The 16,550-nt window shown below is 75.4% G+C and carries 15 protein-coding genes; 4 read left to right on the top strand and 11 right to left on the bottom strand.

The features are described from left to right. Positions 1 to 129: 129 nt before the first annotated feature. Positions 130 to 1,086: a hypothetical protein gene (locus ACFVHB_RS03870; protein ID WP_380314650.1), complete on the bottom strand. Its 957-nt coding sequence runs from the start codon at positions 1,084 to 1,086 to the stop codon at positions 130 to 132. Between the two features lie 45 nt (positions 1,087 to 1,131). Next, positions 1,132 to 1,920, bottom strand: a complete 789-nt coding sequence (locus ACFVHB_RS03865) for an RNA polymerase sigma factor (RefSeq protein ID WP_380314745.1) — start codon at positions 1,918 to 1,920, stop codon at positions 1,132 to 1,134. A gap of 207 nt (positions 1,921 to 2,127) precedes the next feature. On the opposite strand from ACFVHB_RS03865, the gene ACFVHB_RS03860 reads away from it, so the two are divergent. After that, a complete protein-coding gene (locus ACFVHB_RS03860) occupies positions 2,128 to 2,502 on the top strand; it encodes a hypothetical protein (RefSeq protein WP_380314649.1) in 375 nt (124 codons plus the stop codon). Between the two features lie 258 nt (positions 2,503 to 2,760). Here ACFVHB_RS03860 and ACFVHB_RS03855 read toward each other — a convergent pair whose 3' ends face one another. From ACFVHB_RS03855 to ACFVHB_RS03825, 7 genes are all read right to left on the bottom strand, one after another. Continuing rightward, complete coding sequence (locus ACFVHB_RS03855; protein WP_380314648.1) at positions 2,761 to 2,949, bottom strand: transposase; 189 nt, start codon at positions 2,947 to 2,949, stop codon at positions 2,761 to 2,763. 339 nt (positions 2,950 to 3,288) lie between these two features. Next, positions 3,289 to 4,014, bottom strand: coding sequence for an ATP/GTP-binding protein (locus ACFVHB_RS03850; RefSeq protein ID WP_380314647.1), 726 nt, complete (start codon positions 4,012 to 4,014; stop codon positions 3,289 to 3,291). Next, positions 3,995 to 4,471 (bottom strand): DUF742 domain-containing protein, encoded by a 477-nt coding sequence (locus tag ACFVHB_RS03845; RefSeq protein WP_380314646.1) that lies wholly within the window; start codon positions 4,469 to 4,471, stop codon positions 3,995 to 3,997. The genes ACFVHB_RS03850 and ACFVHB_RS03845 overlap by 20 nt, the downstream gene beginning before the upstream one ends. Before the next feature lie 80 nt (positions 4,472 to 4,551). After that, positions 4,552 to 4,962 (bottom strand): roadblock/LC7 domain-containing protein, encoded by a 411-nt coding sequence (locus ACFVHB_RS03840; RefSeq protein ID WP_380314645.1) that lies wholly within the window; start codon positions 4,960 to 4,962, stop codon positions 4,552 to 4,554. Continuing rightward, complete coding sequence (locus tag ACFVHB_RS03835) at positions 4,959 to 8,033, bottom strand: nitrate- and nitrite sensing domain-containing protein (protein WP_380314644.1); 3,075 nt, start codon at positions 8,031 to 8,033, stop codon at positions 4,959 to 4,961. The genes ACFVHB_RS03840 and ACFVHB_RS03835 overlap by 4 nt, the downstream gene beginning before the upstream one ends. A 198-nt stretch (positions 8,034 to 8,231) precedes the next feature. Next, on the bottom strand, positions 8,232 to 9,050 hold the full coding sequence (locus ACFVHB_RS03830) for an MHYT domain-containing protein (RefSeq protein ID WP_380314643.1): 819 nt from the start codon (positions 9,048 to 9,050) through the stop codon (positions 8,232 to 8,234). A 581-nt stretch (positions 9,051 to 9,631) separates the two neighbouring features. Next, the gene (locus ACFVHB_RS03825) at positions 9,632 to 10,699 is read right to left on the bottom strand and encodes an RNA ligase (ATP) (protein WP_380314642.1); all 1,068 of its coding nucleotides are present in this window, start codon (positions 10,697 to 10,699) and stop codon (positions 9,632 to 9,634) included. Between the two features lie 291 nt (positions 10,700 to 10,990). Between ACFVHB_RS03825 and modA the strand changes: the two genes are divergently transcribed. From modA to ACFVHB_RS03810, 3 genes are all read left to right on the top strand, one after another. Beyond that, positions 10,991 to 11,860: a molybdate ABC transporter substrate-binding protein gene (gene modA, locus ACFVHB_RS03820; RefSeq protein WP_380314641.1), complete on the top strand. Its 870-nt coding sequence runs from the start codon at positions 10,991 to 10,993 to the stop codon at positions 11,858 to 11,860. Then, positions 11,857 to 12,711 (top strand): ABC transporter permease, encoded by an 855-nt coding sequence (locus ACFVHB_RS03815; RefSeq protein WP_380314640.1) that lies wholly within the window; start codon positions 11,857 to 11,859, stop codon positions 12,709 to 12,711. The genes modA and ACFVHB_RS03815 overlap by 4 nt, the downstream gene beginning before the upstream one ends. Positions 12,712 to 13,084: 373 nt before the next feature. After that, positions 13,085 to 14,152, top strand: coding sequence for an ABC transporter ATP-binding protein (locus ACFVHB_RS03810; protein ID WP_380314639.1), 1,068 nt, complete (start codon positions 13,085 to 13,087; stop codon positions 14,150 to 14,152). A 245-nt stretch (positions 14,153 to 14,397) separates the two neighbouring features. Here ACFVHB_RS03810 and ACFVHB_RS03805 read toward each other — a convergent pair whose 3' ends face one another. Next, positions 14,398 to 15,060 (bottom strand): response regulator, encoded by a 663-nt coding sequence (locus ACFVHB_RS03805; RefSeq protein WP_380314742.1) that lies wholly within the window; start codon positions 15,058 to 15,060, stop codon positions 14,398 to 14,400. Then, positions 15,060 to 16,370: a sensor histidine kinase gene (locus ACFVHB_RS03800; protein WP_380314638.1), complete on the bottom strand. Its 1,311-nt coding sequence runs from the start codon at positions 16,368 to 16,370 to the stop codon at positions 15,060 to 15,062. The genes ACFVHB_RS03805 and ACFVHB_RS03800 overlap by 1 nt, the downstream gene beginning before the upstream one ends. Positions 16,371 to 16,550: the final 180 nt, after the last annotated feature.

Here is a 16,550-nt window from a genome sequence, read left to right as displayed (position 1 = left end):
CGTCGGGTGACCGGGGGCCCGCCCCGGGAGCCGTCGGGTGCGCGGGGCGCGCCGGGTGACCGGAGGCCCGCCCCGGGGACCGTCGGGTGACCGGAGGCCCGCCGCCGCGGGGCGCGCCGGGTGCGCGCGTCAGGCCTCGTCCGAGCCGCTGACCGCCCAGCTCAGACCGGTCGCCGGGTCCTCCATCGCGACGTGCAGGTGGCGCAGGCCGTCCGCCGGGTCGCACCAGGTGAAGCAGCGCATCCGGGCCACCAGCGCGTTCACCTCCGTCCGGTCCGGCCCGTCGCCGCCGGCCATGGCACCGAGCGCCCGCCAGATCGCCAACCGGCCGTCCGCCGAACCCCGCGCCCGGTCCGCGGCCCCCGCCTGCAACAGCGCCGGATAGGCGATCGCGAACGGCAGGTACCCGCCGGTGACCCGCCGCGCCGGGGCCAGCTGGCCGGCCGCCTGCGGCGCCGGGCCGCGGACGCACACCACCTCCGCCCACTCCGCCAGCGCGGCCAGCGCCCGGGTCGCCCGCTGGCCGCGCAGCCGGCCGGCCGGCGCGGGCAGCAGCACCGGGCCGAGGCCCTCCCGGGTGGCGGGCAGCGTCAGCAGCGCGCTGCGCGAACCGCCCTCCGGCAGGTAGTCGCGCACCCGGGAACCCTCGCCCCAGCCGGCCGACTCCCAGGGCTCCAGCACCAGCGGGACGCCCTCCGGATCCGGCTCCGCGCCGTACGAGAGGTCCTCGCCGATCAGCACCCTGGTGTGCGCGACGAGCCGGCGCACCGGCGCCGGACCGAGCAGCGGCGCCAGCCGCAGCCACGAGTGCCGGGTGGCCAGCACCTCCCAGAGCGGCCCGGCGTCGTGGTCGGCGACCCCGGCGGCGGTGCCGGGGCCGCCGTCCGGGTCGAACAGCCGCACGGCCAGCTCGGGCGGTGCGGAATGCGCGATCAGGTGGCCGAGCGGCGCCGTCTCGGCCACCCCCCGTTCCTCGCCGACCCGCGCCACGGCGGCGGCCCGGGCCTGCCGGTAGGCGGCCAGCAGCTCTGGCCAGCGGCCGTCCTCGACCAGGGTGCGGAGCCGGTGCTCCTGGTACGTGATCACGATGCGCAGCGTAAGGGCCGGGGCGGCGCATCAGCTGACTTGTCGTCAGTTCGGTGCGTCGGGTCGGGCTCCGGGGCCCGAGGGCCGCCGGCCCCGGGCGCGCCCGCGGCCGTGCTCGCACTCCCGTTCGCCCTCGCCCTCCCGTTCGCCCTCGTCCTCGCGTTCACACTCACCCCCGCGTTCGCGCCCACCCTCGCGTTCGCGCTCGCCCTCGACGATGGCGCGGAGCCGGACCAGTGCCCGGCGGCGGGTGACCGCCAGGGTGGACCGGTGCAGGCCCAGCAGCGCGGCCGCCTCGTCGACCGTGTACCCGTCGAGGTCGACCAGCGCCACCACGCGAGCCTGCTTGGGGGTCAGCCGGCGCAGCAGCCGGAGCACCTCCCAGCGCGACTGCAGCTCCCCCAGCCCTCCGCCCGAGGGGTCCGCCCGGGCCCGCTCCCCCTCGACCGGCTCCGACACGACCGTCCGACGGCGCTCCCGACGCCACTGGTCCCGCACGATGTTCGTCATCGTGGTGAACGCGTACGCGTAGGGATGCGGGTGGCCGAGGAACCGCTCCGGCCGGCGGGCGATCCGCAGATACGCGTCATGCACGAGGTCATCGGCCGCGAACGAACTTCCGCCGAGTGAAACGGCCGCCCGGCGAAGCCGGGGCAGGATTTCCGTGAACACCCGGTGGAAATCGGCCGCCTCGGCATCGACCACGCCGCCGACCGCACCGCCGCCCGCGCCATCGGCCGCCCGCCCGCCGGCTTCCCCTCCCGGACCTGCCACATGAAGGCCGGCGGTGACGTCCGCCCCCCGCCCACCTCGACCCCGACCGGTGAATTCCATGCCGCTCCCCTCGGAAATCGGCACCCCGAAGGCACGGTTGACGACCCGGCCGACAACCACCCTGTGACGCACATCACATCATAGTTCGTCGTCCCACCGTGCGCAGTCATTCGTGTGCAATGCGTCACCGGCCGTACGGGGCACGGGAATTGCCGCTCCCGGTCGCCTTCCGGGCCGGGGCAGGTACCACGAGTGAGGAGAGACACCGTGTCAGGTCGCATCGCCAGGAACATCGCCGAGCTCGGGATGGTGGCCACGGCCGCCCTCGGCGTGCTCGGCACCACGACCCTTCCCGCCGCTGCCGCCGCGCCGGCCGCCGACCAGAGCATCTCCGCCGGCTCGGGCATCGCCCAGCCCGAGGCCGTCGCCGCCTCCTACCACTGCACCATCACCGCCGACTACGGCTGGCGCTGGGAGGGCAGCTGCCGGATCTACTCCGGTGAGCTGCGCACCATCACCTACTGCGCCAACGGCACGTCCAGCACCGGCCTGTGGATCGGCGCCCGGCCCCAGCCGTGGGCGGTCTGGGGCAACTGCCCGGGCTCCAGCTGGACCCGGATCCTCTTCCAGACCCGAGGCTGACGCCCGGCCGGCCCACGGCCGACACCACCCGTCGCCCACCACACATCGAGGGGTGCCGCCCCCACGGCGGCACCCCGCTCCTCCTGCTCCCCGGCCCGGGCGCACCTGTACGGGCAGCGGCCCACGTGGTGGAACCGGTTCTTCGGAATCTTCTGACGGTCGCACTCCGAGGACCAGCCTGCGCCTGCGAGGCAGCCGTCGATCAGGTGGGGACGGTACTGGAGCTTCTCAAGGCTGCGCTTGACCGCGCGCGTGATCTCACCGAGGTTGGCCGCCGCGAGGGTTGCCGATGTCCCGCTCGACCAGCGACCACACGCCCGCGGTCGGGTTGAGGTCGGGCGCGTAGGTCGGCAACTGGACGACGCTGAGCCGCCGCTCGGCACTGGCTTCGACGAACTCGCGCAGCGGCCGTGGCAGAGGGAGCCGCACGTTGTCCCAGACCAGCACGATCGGGCCGCCGAGCTGGATGCGAGCCCGGACGATCAGGTCGCGGAAGTCCCGCCGGCCGAAACCCTTCGGCTGGTCCTTGCGCCAGCGTGCTCACGGACGACGTAGAACACCCGGGGCCGCTCGCCGGGCTTGTAGCAGGCCGCAGGGCGGCAGCGATCCTGCTGTTGCTGTCCCCGCCCCGAAGCGCACGACGGCCTGAAGCCCGCAATCCCTCGCGAGGCCCTGCCAGCCTCGGTCAGGCTCCCGCCTGTGCGCACCTCACGCCCGAGGTCGACCGCACGACCGCACGAGCCAACGCCTGGTCCGACCGACGGCCCCGACACCACTCCTTCAGGTTCAGTAGTACGCGGACGCCCCCGTGTCGGCGAGCAGGCGGGCGGCGTGGACGCGGCCGGCGTGTTCGACCAGGTTGACCAGTACCTCCTTGCCGGAGGCCCGTAGGCGCGCGTCGCAGAGCACCACCGGGGTGCCGGCCTCCAGGTCCAGCGCCCGGGCGACCTCCTCGATGCCGAAGTGCCGGGTGCCGGCGAAACGGTTGACGGCCACCACGAACGGGATGCCGCGGTGCTCGAAGAAGTCCACCGCCGGGAAGCAGTCGGTCAGCCGGCGGGTGTCGGCGAGCACCACCGCACCGAGCGCGCCCTGGGCCAGCTCGTCCCACAGGAACCAGAAGCGGTCCTGCCCCGGAGTGCCGAAGAGGTAGACGGACAGGCCCTCGCGGATGGTGATCCGGCCGAAGTCCATCGCCACGGTCGTGGTGGTCTTCCGCTCGACCCCGCCGAGGTCGTCCACGCCCCGCCCCGCCTCGGTGAGCTGCTCCTCGGTGCGCAGCGGGCGGATCTCGCTGACCGAGCCGACCAGGGTGGTCTTGCCGACCCCGAAACCGCCCGCCACCAGGATCTTCAGCGCGAGCACGGGGGCGTCCGAGGCGTCCGAGGCGTTCGCGCCGCCCGTGTCGGCCGGACGGTCGGGGTGCGAGGGTGCGGCGTGCGGGTCACCCGCGTAGGGGTCACCCGCGCGCGGGTCACCGGCGGGCGGGCGGTCAGAGTGCGCGGAGTCCATGGATGACCTCCTGGAGGATGCGCTCGTCGGGGAGCAGGGCGGGCGGGACGGGGCGGGTGACCCGGATGTACCCGGCCGCCAGCAGGTCGCCGAGCAGCACCCGCACCACGCCGAGCGGCAGGTCGAGGTCGGCGGCGATCTCCGCCACCGAGAGGGCGTTGCCCCGGCAGAGGCCCAGGATCAGGCCCTGTTCGGGCCCGACCGGCGGCTCCGGGGCGTCCGGGGAGTCCGCCGGGTCCGGGACGTCGCCGACCACCAGGGCGATCAGGTCGAAGTCCCGGCCGCTGGGCCTGGTCCGCCCCTTGGTCATCGCGTACGGGCGGACCAGCGGGCCGGCCTCGTCGTCGTACCAACGGGAACGGTGGGCGGCGGCGAGCGGGTTGCGGGTAGCCGGCGGGGTGCCGGGCGGCCCCGGTGCGACGGCCGGAACCGGCGGCACCGGCGGGACCGACGGCACCGGCGGGACCTGCCCGGCCGGCGGGCGCTCGGCCGGCCACGGCCCACGGCGGCGGTGCGGACGCGGCTGCGGCACCGGGCTCACCCGCCGTCCGCGCTGCGCGGAGGGGTGAAGAGGTGCTCGCCGACCCGGCGGACCAGTCGGGCCATCTCGTACGCGATCAGCCCGAGGTCGGCGTCGGCGGTGGAGAACACGGCCAGGCAGGTGCCCTCGCCCGCGGCGGCCACGAACAGGAATCCGTGCTCCAACTCGACCATGGTCTGCCGGACTTCACCGGCGTCGAAGTGCCGCCCGGCGCCCTTGGCCAGGCTGTGGAAGCCGGAGGCGACGGCGGCCAGGTGCTCGCCGTCCTCACGGCCGAGTCCGGCCGAGGTGCCCATGGCGAGGCCGTCGGCGGAGAGCATCACGGCGAACCGGACCTCGACGACACGCGAAACCAGTTCGTCGAGCAGCCAGTTGAGCTCTCCCGCGCGGTGGGTGGTGCCGATCATGGGCGCTCTCCTTCGTGGTGGTGCGGTGGCAGGGGGCGGTACGGGGGTGCAGGAGCTTCGGCGGGACGCCGGTCCGGGCGTGGCCTCGGTTCTTGAACCTGACTCTGACTCTGGCCCTGGCCGGAGCCGGAGCCGGGGCCGGGGCCGTCGTCCGGGCGTTTGCCGCGGGCCCAGCCGGCCTGGAAGGCGGACATCGCGGCGCGGGCCGCCTCCGGGTTGCGGCCGGGCCCGGCCGCGGTGGCCGTGGCGGGACGCCGACGGCCCGGCGCCGGACGGGGTGGGCCCTCGCGCAGTTGCGGGACCAGACTGGCCTGGCGGACCCGCCGGGGCAGCTCGTCCGGCCCGGCGGGTCCGGAGGGTCCGGAGGGTCCGGAGGCGCCCGTGGGCGTGGCCCCGGTCCGCGGTGCGGACCGGCCGGCCCACCCCGGCCGGACCGCCGGGGCCGCCATCGGAGCCGAAGGCACCCGGTCCACCGTGCGCGGCCACCCGTCCGGGCCGGCTTCCGCCCGACGGGCGACGGCCTGACCGCCGCGCCCGCCCCGGCGTTCCGGACCGTCTGTGTGGTCCAGGTGGTCCAGGTGGTCCAGGTGGTCCAGGTGGTCCGGGTGGTCCGGGTGGTCAGGGTGGTCCGGGTCGTCCGCTCGGGCTCCCGAGGACCGGAACGGGATCGGGCGCAGCACCCCGGGGTCGCCGCCCCGGGCGCCGAACGGTAGCAGCGCCCCGCCCTCCGACGGCGGCCCACCCGCCGCCGGAGGCGTCTCCTCGTGCCGCGACTCGAAGTCCGGCAGCCCGTCGTCCGAGGCGGACCCGGCCGCGGCGAACGCGGGCCCGGCCGGGGCGCGTTCGGGCGAAACGGGCTCCGCACGCCCGGAGTCGGCCACCTCGGACCCGGCCACCTCAGACCCGGCCACCTCGGACCCGGCCACCTCGGACCCGGCCACCTCAGACCCGGCCACCTCGGACCCGGCCACCTTGGAGTCGGCCAACTCGGGTGCGGCGAACGCGGGTGCGGCGAACGCGCTTCCGCGGTACCGGGTTTCGTCGGCCGACCGTCCGGCCCGCGCCGCGCCCGGCATCGGCTCGACGTCCAACTCCGGTACCGCCGGGTCCGGTTCGCGCCGCTCCGGCCGCCCTTCGGCGAGCAGCCCGGTGGGCAGCAGCACGACGGCGGTGGTCCCGCCGTACGCGGAGGTCTGCAGTGAGACCCGGACGCCGTGCCGCCGGGCAAGCCGGCTGACCACGAACAGGCCGAGCCGGTCGCTGTCGAACAGGTCGGTCTGCTCGGCCGCGGCGATCCGCCGGTTGGCATCGGCCAGCGCCTCCGTGCCCATCCCGAGGCCGCGGTCCTCGATCTCCAACGCGTAGCCGTTGCCCACGCGTTCACCCCGGACGTGCACCCGGGTGTGCGGGGGTGAGAAGCCGGTGGCGTTCTCGACCAGTTCGGCGACCAGGTGGGTGAGGTCGGCCACGGCCTGCCCGGTGACCGCCGCGTACGGCAGCCGGTGCACCTCGACCCGGGCGTACTCCTCGACCTCCGAGACGGCGGCGCGGACCACGTCCAGCAGCGGCACCGGCTTGCGCCAGGCCCGTCCGGGGGCGGCGCCGGAGAGGATGATCAGGCCTTCCGCGTGGCGACGCATCCGGGTGGTGAGGTGGTCGAGCCGGAACAGGTCGGCCAGCTCGGCCGGGTCCTCGGTGCGCCGTTCCATCGCGTCCAGCAGGGTGAGTTGGCGGTGCACCAGCACCTGGCTGCGCCGGGCGAGGTTGACGAACACCCCGGAGACGCCGGAGAGCACCTCGGCCCGCTCGACGGCCGCCGTGACCGCCGCTCGCCGCACGGTGCCGAGCGCGCCGTGCACCTGGCCGATCTCGTCCCCCGTGTGCACCGGCACGGGCGCCTCGGCGTCGATGTCGATCTCCTCCCCCGCGCGCAGCCTCCGGATGGTGGCCGGGAGTTCGCGGCCGGCCAGCTCGAGTGCCGAGTTCCGCAGGCCGATCAGCTCGGTGACCAGAGCGCGCCCGATCTGCACCGAGATCACCAGCGAGGCCACCACCCCGAGCAGCCCGAGCAGCACGGCGGCCCCGGCCGGGGTGAACAGGCCCAGCGCGTACGGGTTCTCCCGTTCGGCGGCGGCCCGGCCGGCCGCGTCCTCGACGGCGCGCAGGTCGCGGGCGACGTCGCCGGCCGCGACCGACCAGCGCTCGGGCGGCACGGCGGAGGCCGCGGCACGACCGTCGGCGGCGGTGCGGACCTTGTCCTCGTAGGCGGTGAGGTCCCGGTGGTCCTGGCCGCCGGTGACGGCGAGCAAGGCGGCGCGGTCCTCCGGGCGCAGGTCGTTGGCGGAGCCCTGTTCGAACTGGCGGCGGGCGAAGGCGGCGCCGGCGAACTCCCGCAGCTGGTCCTCGGTGAGCGCGCCGGTGAGCTGGGCGGCGCGCAGCAACGCGTCCTCCCGGGCGAGGAGTTCGCGGGAGCGGGCGAACTCCAGCAGGACCCGGGCGTCCGAGGCGACCCGGTGGTCCTGCAGCGGGGTGAGCGCGCCGGCCACCGCGAGCGCCCGGTCCACGGCCGTCCCGTAGGCGGCGTACGCCTCGGGCCAGCCGACTCCGCGGGCGAGCACCCGGGTGCGCAGTTCGGGCAGCGCGGCGACGGCGGAGCCGAGCGCGTCCAGCCGGGCGGCGGCGTCGGCCCCGAGGCCCTGCGCGTCGGCCCGGTTGTAGCCCTGGCCGGTGCCGTTGCGGCCGACGCCGCCCTGGTCGTCCCCGTTCCGGCCGTCGGCGTTCCGGACCTCGGCGCCCGGCCGGGGGTCGAGCAGGAGCGGGGCGAGCGCGCGGTCGGTGGCGGCGGCCGCCTCGCGCAGGGCGCTCTCCCGGGCGGCGCCGGGGGCGGCCAGCAGTTGGCCGGCGGCGGCGCGTTCGGCCTGGAGTCCGGTGACGGCCGAGGAGACGGGGGTGAGTACGGTGCGCTGGGCCTCGCGCAGGCGCAGCAGGTCCCAGACGTCCTGCGCGGCGGTGACGCTGGCGAACCCCCAGAGCGCCAGCACGGAGACGACCGGGACCATCAGCAGCGCCACGATCCGGGCGCGGACGGTCCGGGGGCGCAGTCCGCGCGGACCGCGGCGGGGACTGCGGCGGTTCGCTTCACGGGCGGGGCGGGCGGGCGGCCCGGCGTGGGCACCCCGGCGGGTACCGGGCGCGGTACCGCGGCTTTCGCGCATGGGTGAGGAGCCTTTCGGGCGGGGGAGGGAGGTGTGAAGGTCAGCGGCGCCGGCTCAGGCCGCGCGGTGGTGCTGGTCCGCCGTGGGACGCGCGGGCGTGGTCGGGAACTCCTCGATGGTCAGCTCGCCCGCCTCCTGGTAGGCGGCGCGCTCCTGGGCCGTCGGGGAGAGGGCGACGAAGGCCGAGGTGAGGAAGAGGAAGGAGCCGAGGCCGACGGCGAGCGGGAAGACGAACTCCATCGGCGCCGCCCCGCCGAGCCCGGTCCGGGCGGGCTCCAGGTGCACGTGGACGGCGGCCATGCCGGTGTAGTGCATGCAGCTCACGGCGAGGCCCATCACCAGCGAGGCGCCCACCGCGGCGTAGACGTTGCGGATGGTGACGGCCGCCCAGAGCGCGGCGGTGGCGGCGCCGACGGCGATCACCACGGAGAGCGCCACCGTGCCCGGGTCGTAGCGCAGACCGCCGTGCAGCCGCATGGCGGCCATGCCGAGGTAGTGCATCGCGGCGACGCCGAGGCCGGTGGTGAGGCCTCCGGTCAGCAGGGCCAGGCCGCGGTGCCGGCCGTAGCCGACCGCGATCAGGCCGAGCCCGGTGACCAGGACCGCGACCAGCAGGCTGAGCACGGTCAGCGGGACGTTGTAGCGCAGTTCGGTGCCGTCGACGGCGAAACCGAACATGGCGACGAAGTGCATCGTCCAGATCCCGGAGCCGATCGCGGCGGCCGCGGTGAGCAGCCAGTTCCGGCGCGAGGCACCCGTCGCGGCGAGGGCACGCAGGGTGCAGCGCAGCCCCAGCGCGGCTCCGGCGCACGCCATCACGTAGGAGAGCGCGGGCGTCAGCCAGCCGAAACTGAAGTGGTTCATCGTGCCCATGGGACCTCCGGTCGACCGGTCGGGCCCGGGGCGGTTTCGCGCTGCGCCCGGGCTCCCTGGACCGGGCGGACTCCGCGCGGACGGCGGACGGCGACCGGTCCGGACCTGTCCGGAGGTTCGATCACCCGTCATATGCCAGCCGCACGTGCGCTTCCGGTCCGGGGTGCGTGGGACGCTATCGGCGGCCCGGAATCGGTGACACGAAGATGTGAAAAGCTGCCCGCGGCGCGCGGGCGCTGTGTTCGAATGGGCCGGTCCTGTGCCCGACCGCCGTCCCCGTCGAGCCACTCCGTGCTGCTCCGGCCGCTCCCGGTGATCGGGGTGATCGTCGCGATCTGGGTGATCGCGTGATCGGGGTGATCGGGGTGCCGGGGGGATGGGTGACCCGAGGCGAGACGATCACCGGCGCCTCACGGTAGTCGACGGCCGGTCGCCCCTGAAGGGCGCACGAGGGCGCGAGAGAGCACGGAGGAGCACGGAGGAGCGCAGCGGGGGCGGTCGCGGATCCCACCGCGACCGCACCCGCACACCGGTACGGCCGTTGCTCCCGGTACGACTCCTGCTGCTGCCGGCGCCGCCGGTCACTCGTACTCGGTGCCGCCCTTGCGCGTCAGGTAGGCGTCGCTGACCACCTTGGCGATCGCCCGGCCGCCGACCACCGGGCTGTAGCGCTCGGTCACCGGACGGATCACCACGCCCTCGCGCAGGTGCAGCTCCCGCCCGGAGACGGTCTCCCGCCCCTGGGCGAGCGCCAGCGCGGTGTCAGGGTCGAACGGCCCGCGCCACAGCTCGGGCACCACCGGCAGCTCGCCGTCCAGCAGTTCGGCGGCGGGCAGCCAGCGCAGCTGCCCGTCCAGCACCGCCGAGACGTCGAAGGCCAGGTAGCCGGGCATCTCGGTGCGGCCGGACCCGCCGTAGGTGAGGTCCTGCACGCCCGCGCCGAAGACCTCGCCGAAGATGCCGACCCGCTCGGCGCCGAGGCGCTCCGCCAGCCGCGCGGCCACCTCCGGGATGCCGTGCGCGCGCACCGCCCGCCAGTAGAGGTTGCGCCCGTCCTCGGCCAGCGCCAGCCCCTGGGAGCCGATGCCCTTGGACGACACCTCCACCTCGCCGGTGGCGGCGTGATAGGTGACGAGGCAGCAGCTGCCGTGCACCTTCTCGGTCAGCACCACCGGCTCGCCCGGCTCGAAGACGTCGGGGAAGCGCTTGAGGTTCTCGATGTCCACCCAGGGCAGCAGGTCGGGCGCGCGGACCACGTCACCGTTCATCGTGGTCGGGATCGGCGGCCGCCACTTGGTGACGCCCAGCACCTCGGCGAAGTCCTCGCCGCTCTCGGCCGCGGACGCCAGGTCGGTACCGGCCAGCGCGCCGGGCCGGCAGACGATCCCCTGCGACAGCTCGCCGCGCAGCCGGACCGCCTTCACCCGGTCGGCGTTGCTCCCGGCCAGCCGCCCGGTCAGGCCCAGCTCCTCGATCAGCGCGGCGGGCAGCACGGCCTGCTCGGGGATGTAGACGGCGTAGTCGCCGGTCCGGTACGCGCCCTTGGCGACCACCGCCCGGTAGAGACCGACCTGGGCGAGTTCGAGCGCATCCGCGTTCGGATGGGCCAGGATGGTCAGTCGCTCGGCGGTGACGCGCAGCGTGGACATGGGTGTACTCCTCCCCCGGGACGGCCGCTCGGCCGGTCATGCGTACGGACGGTGACCACTCTGGCGGCTCGGGAGCTCGCGCGCGACGGGTTTTCCAGGTGCACCGACCGCACACGCCGACCGGGCGGTTTGAGCCTTCCGACAGCGGGTCGGTGACGGATGGCGCCCCTCGCCTGTGCAATGAAACAGACGATTTTCCGCTGGTATGTGCGGCACTATGATCGGCGTACCGGCCGCAGTTGCGGCAGCGTCCCCGCGCCCCTTCCGGCGCGCCCAGGAGGGGAAACACCGATGAGCACCACCCGCAGCGTCCGCACCCGCGGACTCGCCGCCGCCGCGGCGGCCCTCGCTCTCAGCCTCGGGGTCACCGCCTGCGGCAGCGACGGCGCCACCAAGGCCGCGGACGGCACCTCCACCGGCACCTCCACCAGCGCGTCCACCACCGCCTCCGGCAGCGCCACCGCCGGCAGCAGCGTCCCCAAGGCGTCCGGCGAGCTCACCGTCTTCGCCGCCGCCTCGCTCAAGGAGAGCTTCACCGACCTCGGCAAGAAGTTCGAGGCCGCCAACCCGGGCGCCAAGGTCAAGTTCAACTTCGGCGGCAGCTCCAGCCTCGCCTCCAGCATCAACTCCGGCGCCCCCGCCGACGTCTTCGCCGCCGCCAGCCCGGCCACCATGAAGACCGTCACCGACGCGGGCGGCGCCGCCGGCGAGCCGAAGACCTTCGTGAAGAACACGCTCACCATCGCCGTCCCCAAGGGCAACCCCAAGCACGTCAGCGCGCTCAAGGACCTCTCCGCCCCCGGCGTGAAGGTCGCCCTGTGCGCGAAGGAGGTGCCGTGCGGCGCGGCGGCCCAGACCGCGCTCAAGGCGGCCGGCGTCGAGCTCACCCCGGTCACCCTGGAGCAGGACGTCAAGGGCGCGCTGACCAAGGTCGAGCTCGGCGAGGTCGACGCGTCGCTGGTCTACAGGACCGATGTGAAGGCCGATGCTGCGAAGATCGACGGCGTGGACTTCCCCGAGGCCGCCAAGGCCGTGAACGACTACCCGATCGCCGCGCTGGCCAAGGCGCCGAACAAGGACGGCGCCGCCGCCTTCGTCGCCTACATCCAGTCGCCCGAGGCCCAGCAGGTCCTGACCGCGGCGGGGTTCCAGGCACCGTGAGCCCTCGCACCAGCCGGTCCGCCGCCGGGGTGGCAGCCCCGTCGGCCGACCTGCCACGCCGGCGGCGGCGCGCGCACCGCGTCCCGGTCGCGCTGCTGCTCCCGGCGCTGCTCGGGCTGGCGTTCCTGACCCTGCCGCTGGTCGGGCTGCTGGTCCGGGCGCCCTGGGGCGACCTGTCCGAGCAGCTCACCAGCCCCGAGGTGTGGGAGGCGCTGCGCCTCTCGTTGATCTGTGCCACAGCGGCCACGGGGGTGTCGCTGGTGCTCGGGGTGCCGCTGGCCTGGCTGCTGGCGCGCACCGACCTGCCCGGACGACGCCTCGTCCGGGCACTGGTCACCCTGCCGTTGGTGCTGCCGCCGGTGGTCGGCGGGGTGGCGCTGCTGCTGGTGCTCGGCCGGCGCGGGATCGTCGGCTCCTGGCTGGACTCCGCCTTCGGCATCACCCTGCCGTTCACCACCACCGGCGTGATCATCGCCGAGGCCTTCGTGGCGATGCCCTTCCTGGTGATCAGCGTGGAGGGTGCGCTGCGCGCCGCCGACCCGCGCTACGAGGAGGCGGCCGCCACCCTCGGCGCCTCCCGGCTGACGGCCTTCCGCCGGGTGACCCTGCCGCTGATCGCGCCCGGCATCGCCGCCGGCGCCGTACTGGCCTGGGCACGCGCGCTGGGCGAGTTCGGCGCGACGATCACCTTCGCGGGCAACTTCCCGGGCCGGACGCAGACCATGCCGCTCGCGGTCTACCTGGCCATGGAGTCCGACCCGCAGGCGGCGATCGCGCTGTCGCTGGTGCTGCTGGTGGTGTCGATCGCCGTCCTGGTCGGCCTGCGCGACCGCTGGCTGTCCACGCCGTGAACGCGCTGCCGATGCCGATGAGGCCGGTGGTACCGCTGATGCTGGTGACGCCGGTGATGCCAGTGAGGCCGGTCATGCCAGTGAGGCCGGTGATAACGCTGATGCCGCCGTCGGCCGCCCGGTGGCCGGCCGCCCGGTCGTCGGCCCAGCCGTGGGCCCAGCCGTCGGCCCGGTCGTCAGCAGCCGCTTCCACATCAGCTGCTCCGTCGCCGGGGGCTCCGGAGTGGGAAGTCGGACCCGCCGACTTCCCGCTCCGCCGCTCGTTGCACTGCGCATCGCTCCGCGCACTCCGCCGCTCGTCCCGCCGCCGGTCCCACTCGTCATTCCGCCCCGCCCCCGCCCCGACCTCCGTTCCCCCCTGGACGCCCACACCGTGACTGCCGCCGCCCCCGCCCTCGACGCCCGGCTCCGGGTCGACCGCGCCGCCTTCAGCCTCGATCTCGCGCTCACCGCCGCGCCCGGCGAGGTGGTCGCGCTGCTCGGCCCGAACGGCGCCGGCAAGTCCACCGCCCTGCGCGCGCTGGCCGGACTGCTCCCGCTCACCGACGGCCACCTGCGGCTGGACGGCAGCGTCCTGGAGGACCCGGCGCAGCGCCTGCACACGCCCGCCGAGGAGCGCCCGGTCGGCGTGGTGTTCCAGGACTACCTGCTCTTCCCGCACCTCAGCGCGCTCGAGAACGTCGCCTTCGGCCCTCGCTGTCAGGGCCGGCCCAAGCGTGAGGCTCGCGCCGAGGCGGCCGGCTGGCTCGAACGGATGGGCCTGGCCGAGCACGCCGGCGTCCGCCCGGGCCGGCTCTCCGGCGGTCAGGCGCAGCGGGTGGCGCTCGCCCGGGCGCTCGCCGTCCGGCCCCGGCTGCTGCTGCTCGACGAGCCGCTGGCCGCCCTGGACGCCCGCACCCGGCTCGACGTGCGCTCGCAACTGCGCCGCCACCTGGCCGAGTTCGAGGCGGTGGCGGTGCTGGTGACGCACGACCCGCTGGACGCGATGGTGCTGGCCGACCGGCTGGTGGTGATCGAGGCCGGCCGGGAGGTGCAGTCCGGCACTCCGGCCGAGATCGCCCGGCGGCCGCGCACCGACTACATCGCCCGGCTGGTCGGGCTCAACCTGTACCAGGGCAGCGCGGACGGCCACCGGGTCACCCTGGCGGACGGCACCGTGCTGGCCACCACCGAGGAGCTGTCCGGCCCCGCCTTCGTGGCGTTCCCGCCGTCCGCCGTGACGCTGTACCGGGAGAAGCCGCTGTCCAGCGCGCGCAACGTCTGGGAGCTCGAGGTCGTGGGGCTGGACCTGCACGGCGACCAGGTCCGCGCCGATCTGGCGGGCGCGCCGGCGATGGCCGCCGACCTGACGCCCGCCGCGGCGGCCGAACTCGACCTCGTTCCCGGTGCGAGGGTGTGGGCGACGGTCAAGGCCGCCCAGACGCACGCGTACCCGGCCTGAGCCGGCGCCCGGACGGCGCCGGCCGGTCGGTCGGGCCGCCGGTCAGGTGGGCTGCTGGTCGGGCGGGCCGCCGGTCGGTCGGGCCGCCGGTCGGGTGGGCCGCTGGTCAGCCGGGCCGCTGGTCGGGCGGGCCGCTGGTCGGCCAGGCTGCTGATCAGCTCACCGGAGGCCGGTTCGCCAGCCGGTCCGCCGGCCGGCTTACCGGTGGTCGGGCGGCCGGTCGGTGAACCGACCCCGGAGGCCGGTCAGTCCGCGGGCGCCACGAACCCCGACTCGTACGCGGCGATCACCGCCTGGGTGCGGTCCCGGGCACCGAGCTTCGCCAGCACGCTGCTGACGTGCGTCTTCACCGTCTGCACGCCGAGGAACAGCTGGTCGGCGATCTCGCCGTTGGTCAGGCCGCGGGCGACCAGGCGCAGCACCTCCGCCTCGCGCTCGGTCAGCGCGGCGCGGGCCATGGTCTCGCGTGCCTCCCGGTTGCCGTGGCCGGCGGCGAGGCGGCGGATCGCGGTGGGGAAGAGCAGCGACTCGCCGGCCGCGACCAGCCGGACGGCGTGCGCGATCTCGGTCGGCCGGGCGCGCTTCAGCAGGAAGCCGTCGGCGCCCGCGCGCAGCGCCTGGTAGACGTAGTCGTCGATCTCGAAGGTGGTGACGACCAGGATCTTCGGCGCGTACCCGCCGGGCTGCGCGCCGTCCCGGACCAGCTCGCGAGTGGCCGCCAGGCCGTCCACCCGTGGCATCCGGACGTCCATCAGCACCACGTGCGGGCGCAGTTCGCGGGCCAGGGCGACGGCCTCGGCGCCGTCGGACGCCTCGCCGACCACCCGCAGGTCGCCCTGCGCCTCCAGGACGGCGCGCAGTCCGGCCCGGACCAGTTCCTCGTCGTCGGCCAGCAGAATGTCGATCATCACGCGCCCAAGCGTAGGGGTACCCGAACGGCCAGCACCCATTCGCCCGACTCCGGTCCGGCCGAGGCCTCGCCGCCGAGCAGCACGGCCCGCTCGCGGATGCCGCGAAGTCCCTTGCCGCCCCGGCGCGGTGAACTGCGGACCGGCGCCGCCGAGCCGCTCAGCGCGTTGGCGCAGCGGATCTCCAACCGGCCGTCGCGCAGGGCGATCCGGACGCTGACCGGTTCGCCGGGCGCGTACTTGAGGGCGTTGGTGATGCCCTCCTGGACGATGCGGTAGCCCTCGCGGGAGAGCACGCCGGGCAGTTGGCCGGACGGGAGGTCGAGCCACGCCTCCACCGGGCTGCCGGCCGCGCGCGCGGTGTCGAAGAGCGCGGGCAGCTGCTCGACGCCGGGCCGCTCGCGGGGGTCTCCCGCGTCGTCGGCCGCGCTGCCCGCCGGGTCGGTGCGCCTGGTGCCGTCGCCCGTGGTGCCGTTGTGCGCGGTGCCGTCGCGCATGGTGCCGTGGACCGTTCCGCCGCCGGCGTCGCGGAGCAGGGCGAGGGTGCGTTCGAGGTCCTCCATCGCCTGCCGGCCGGTCTCCTCGATGACTTCGAGCGCCTTGGCGACGAACGCCGGGTCGCCGACCTCGCCCGCCGCTCCGGCCTGAATGACCGTCACCGTCAGGGCGTGGCCGATGGAGTCGTGCAGCTCGCGGGCCAACAGGTTGCGTTCCAGCAGCCGTTCGGCGCGCAGCTCGGCGGCGGCCAGCCGCTCGGCCGGGGACGGCCCCAGCAGCCGCACCGCCATGGTGAGTTGGAGACGTCCCGCCCAGACGACCAGCCAGCCGAGCGCGAACAGCAGCACCGGCGCCAGCAGCAGGTACCAGGAGGTGCCCGCCCCGGCGGGGAGCCGGAGGCCGAACAGCTCAGGCACTGGCCGGACCAGCAGGTCGAAGGCGGCGGCCGGGACCAGCACCGAGAGGACTCCGACACCCGTGCCGAGGGCGACCCGGCCGACCAGCCAGGCCGCCGTCCGCCGCAGGTCGGCCCAGGTCCGGGAGGGTTCGGCGGCGATGTCCTGCTCCCGTTCGGGCATCAGCAGCAACCGCGCCTGCACCCCCTCCGCGCGCCGCGTCGCCGGGAGGAGCGCGGCCAGCACCAGCAGCACCGCGTCCACCGGGACGGCACGCACCAGGACTTCCCCGAGGCCGTGCCCGTTCGTGCCCGGATACACCATCAGCACGACGCCGACGAAGATCAGTCCGATGGTCAGGTGCAGCCACCGCGCGTAGGTGGCGGCGCTCAGCAGGGGCGCGAATATCCGGGGCATCCGGCCATCCTGCCAGGTCAGCGACGTACGGCGCCCTCCCTCCCGAGAGGGAGTCCGATCCCCTCCCGGGCGGGATCCGGCGGGGGCGCCGCTCCGGTCGAATGGGTGTCATCGACGCCGGGACGGACCGGATTCGGGGCGGACCCCCGGGACCGGCCGGACGGCCCGTCGGCGAGTACG

This window comes from Kitasatospora sp. NPDC127111, from assembly GCF_042677465.1.
In the GTDB taxonomy this organism is placed as follows: domain Bacteria; phylum Actinomycetota; class Actinomycetes; order Streptomycetales; family Streptomycetaceae; genus Kitasatospora.
Note: the sequence above shows the minus strand (reverse complement) of the source record. Positions and strands in the feature narration are given on the sequence as shown.

Coding starts and splice junctions, on each gene's coding strand:
- ACFVHB_RS03865 (WP_380314745.1), bottom strand. CDS start 1,920: ATGGAATTCACCGGTCGGGGTCGAGGTGGGCGGGGGGCGGACGTCACC.
- ACFVHB_RS03850 (WP_380314647.1), bottom strand. CDS start 4,014: ATGGACTCCGCGCACTCTGACCGCCCGCCCGCCGGTGACCCGCGCGCG.
- ACFVHB_RS03840 (WP_380314645.1), bottom strand. CDS start 4,962: ATGATCGGCACCACCCACCGCGCGGGAGAGCTCAACTGGCTGCTCGAC.
- ACFVHB_RS03830 (WP_380314643.1), bottom strand. CDS start 9,050: ATGGGCACGATGAACCACTTCAGTTTCGGCTGGCTGACGCCCGCGCTC.
- ACFVHB_RS03825 (WP_380314642.1), bottom strand. CDS start 10,699: ATGTCCACGCTGCGCGTCACCGCCGAGCGACTGACCATCCTGGCCCAT.
- modA (WP_380314641.1), top strand. CDS start 10,991: ATGAGCACCACCCGCAGCGTCCGCACCCGCGGACTCGCCGCCGCCGCG.
- ACFVHB_RS03805 (WP_380314742.1), bottom strand. CDS start 15,060: ATGATCGACATTCTGCTGGCCGACGACGAGGAACTGGTCCGGGCCGGA.
- ACFVHB_RS03800 (WP_380314638.1), bottom strand. CDS start 16,370: ATGCCCCGGATATTCGCGCCCCTGCTGAGCGCCGCCACCTACGCGCGG.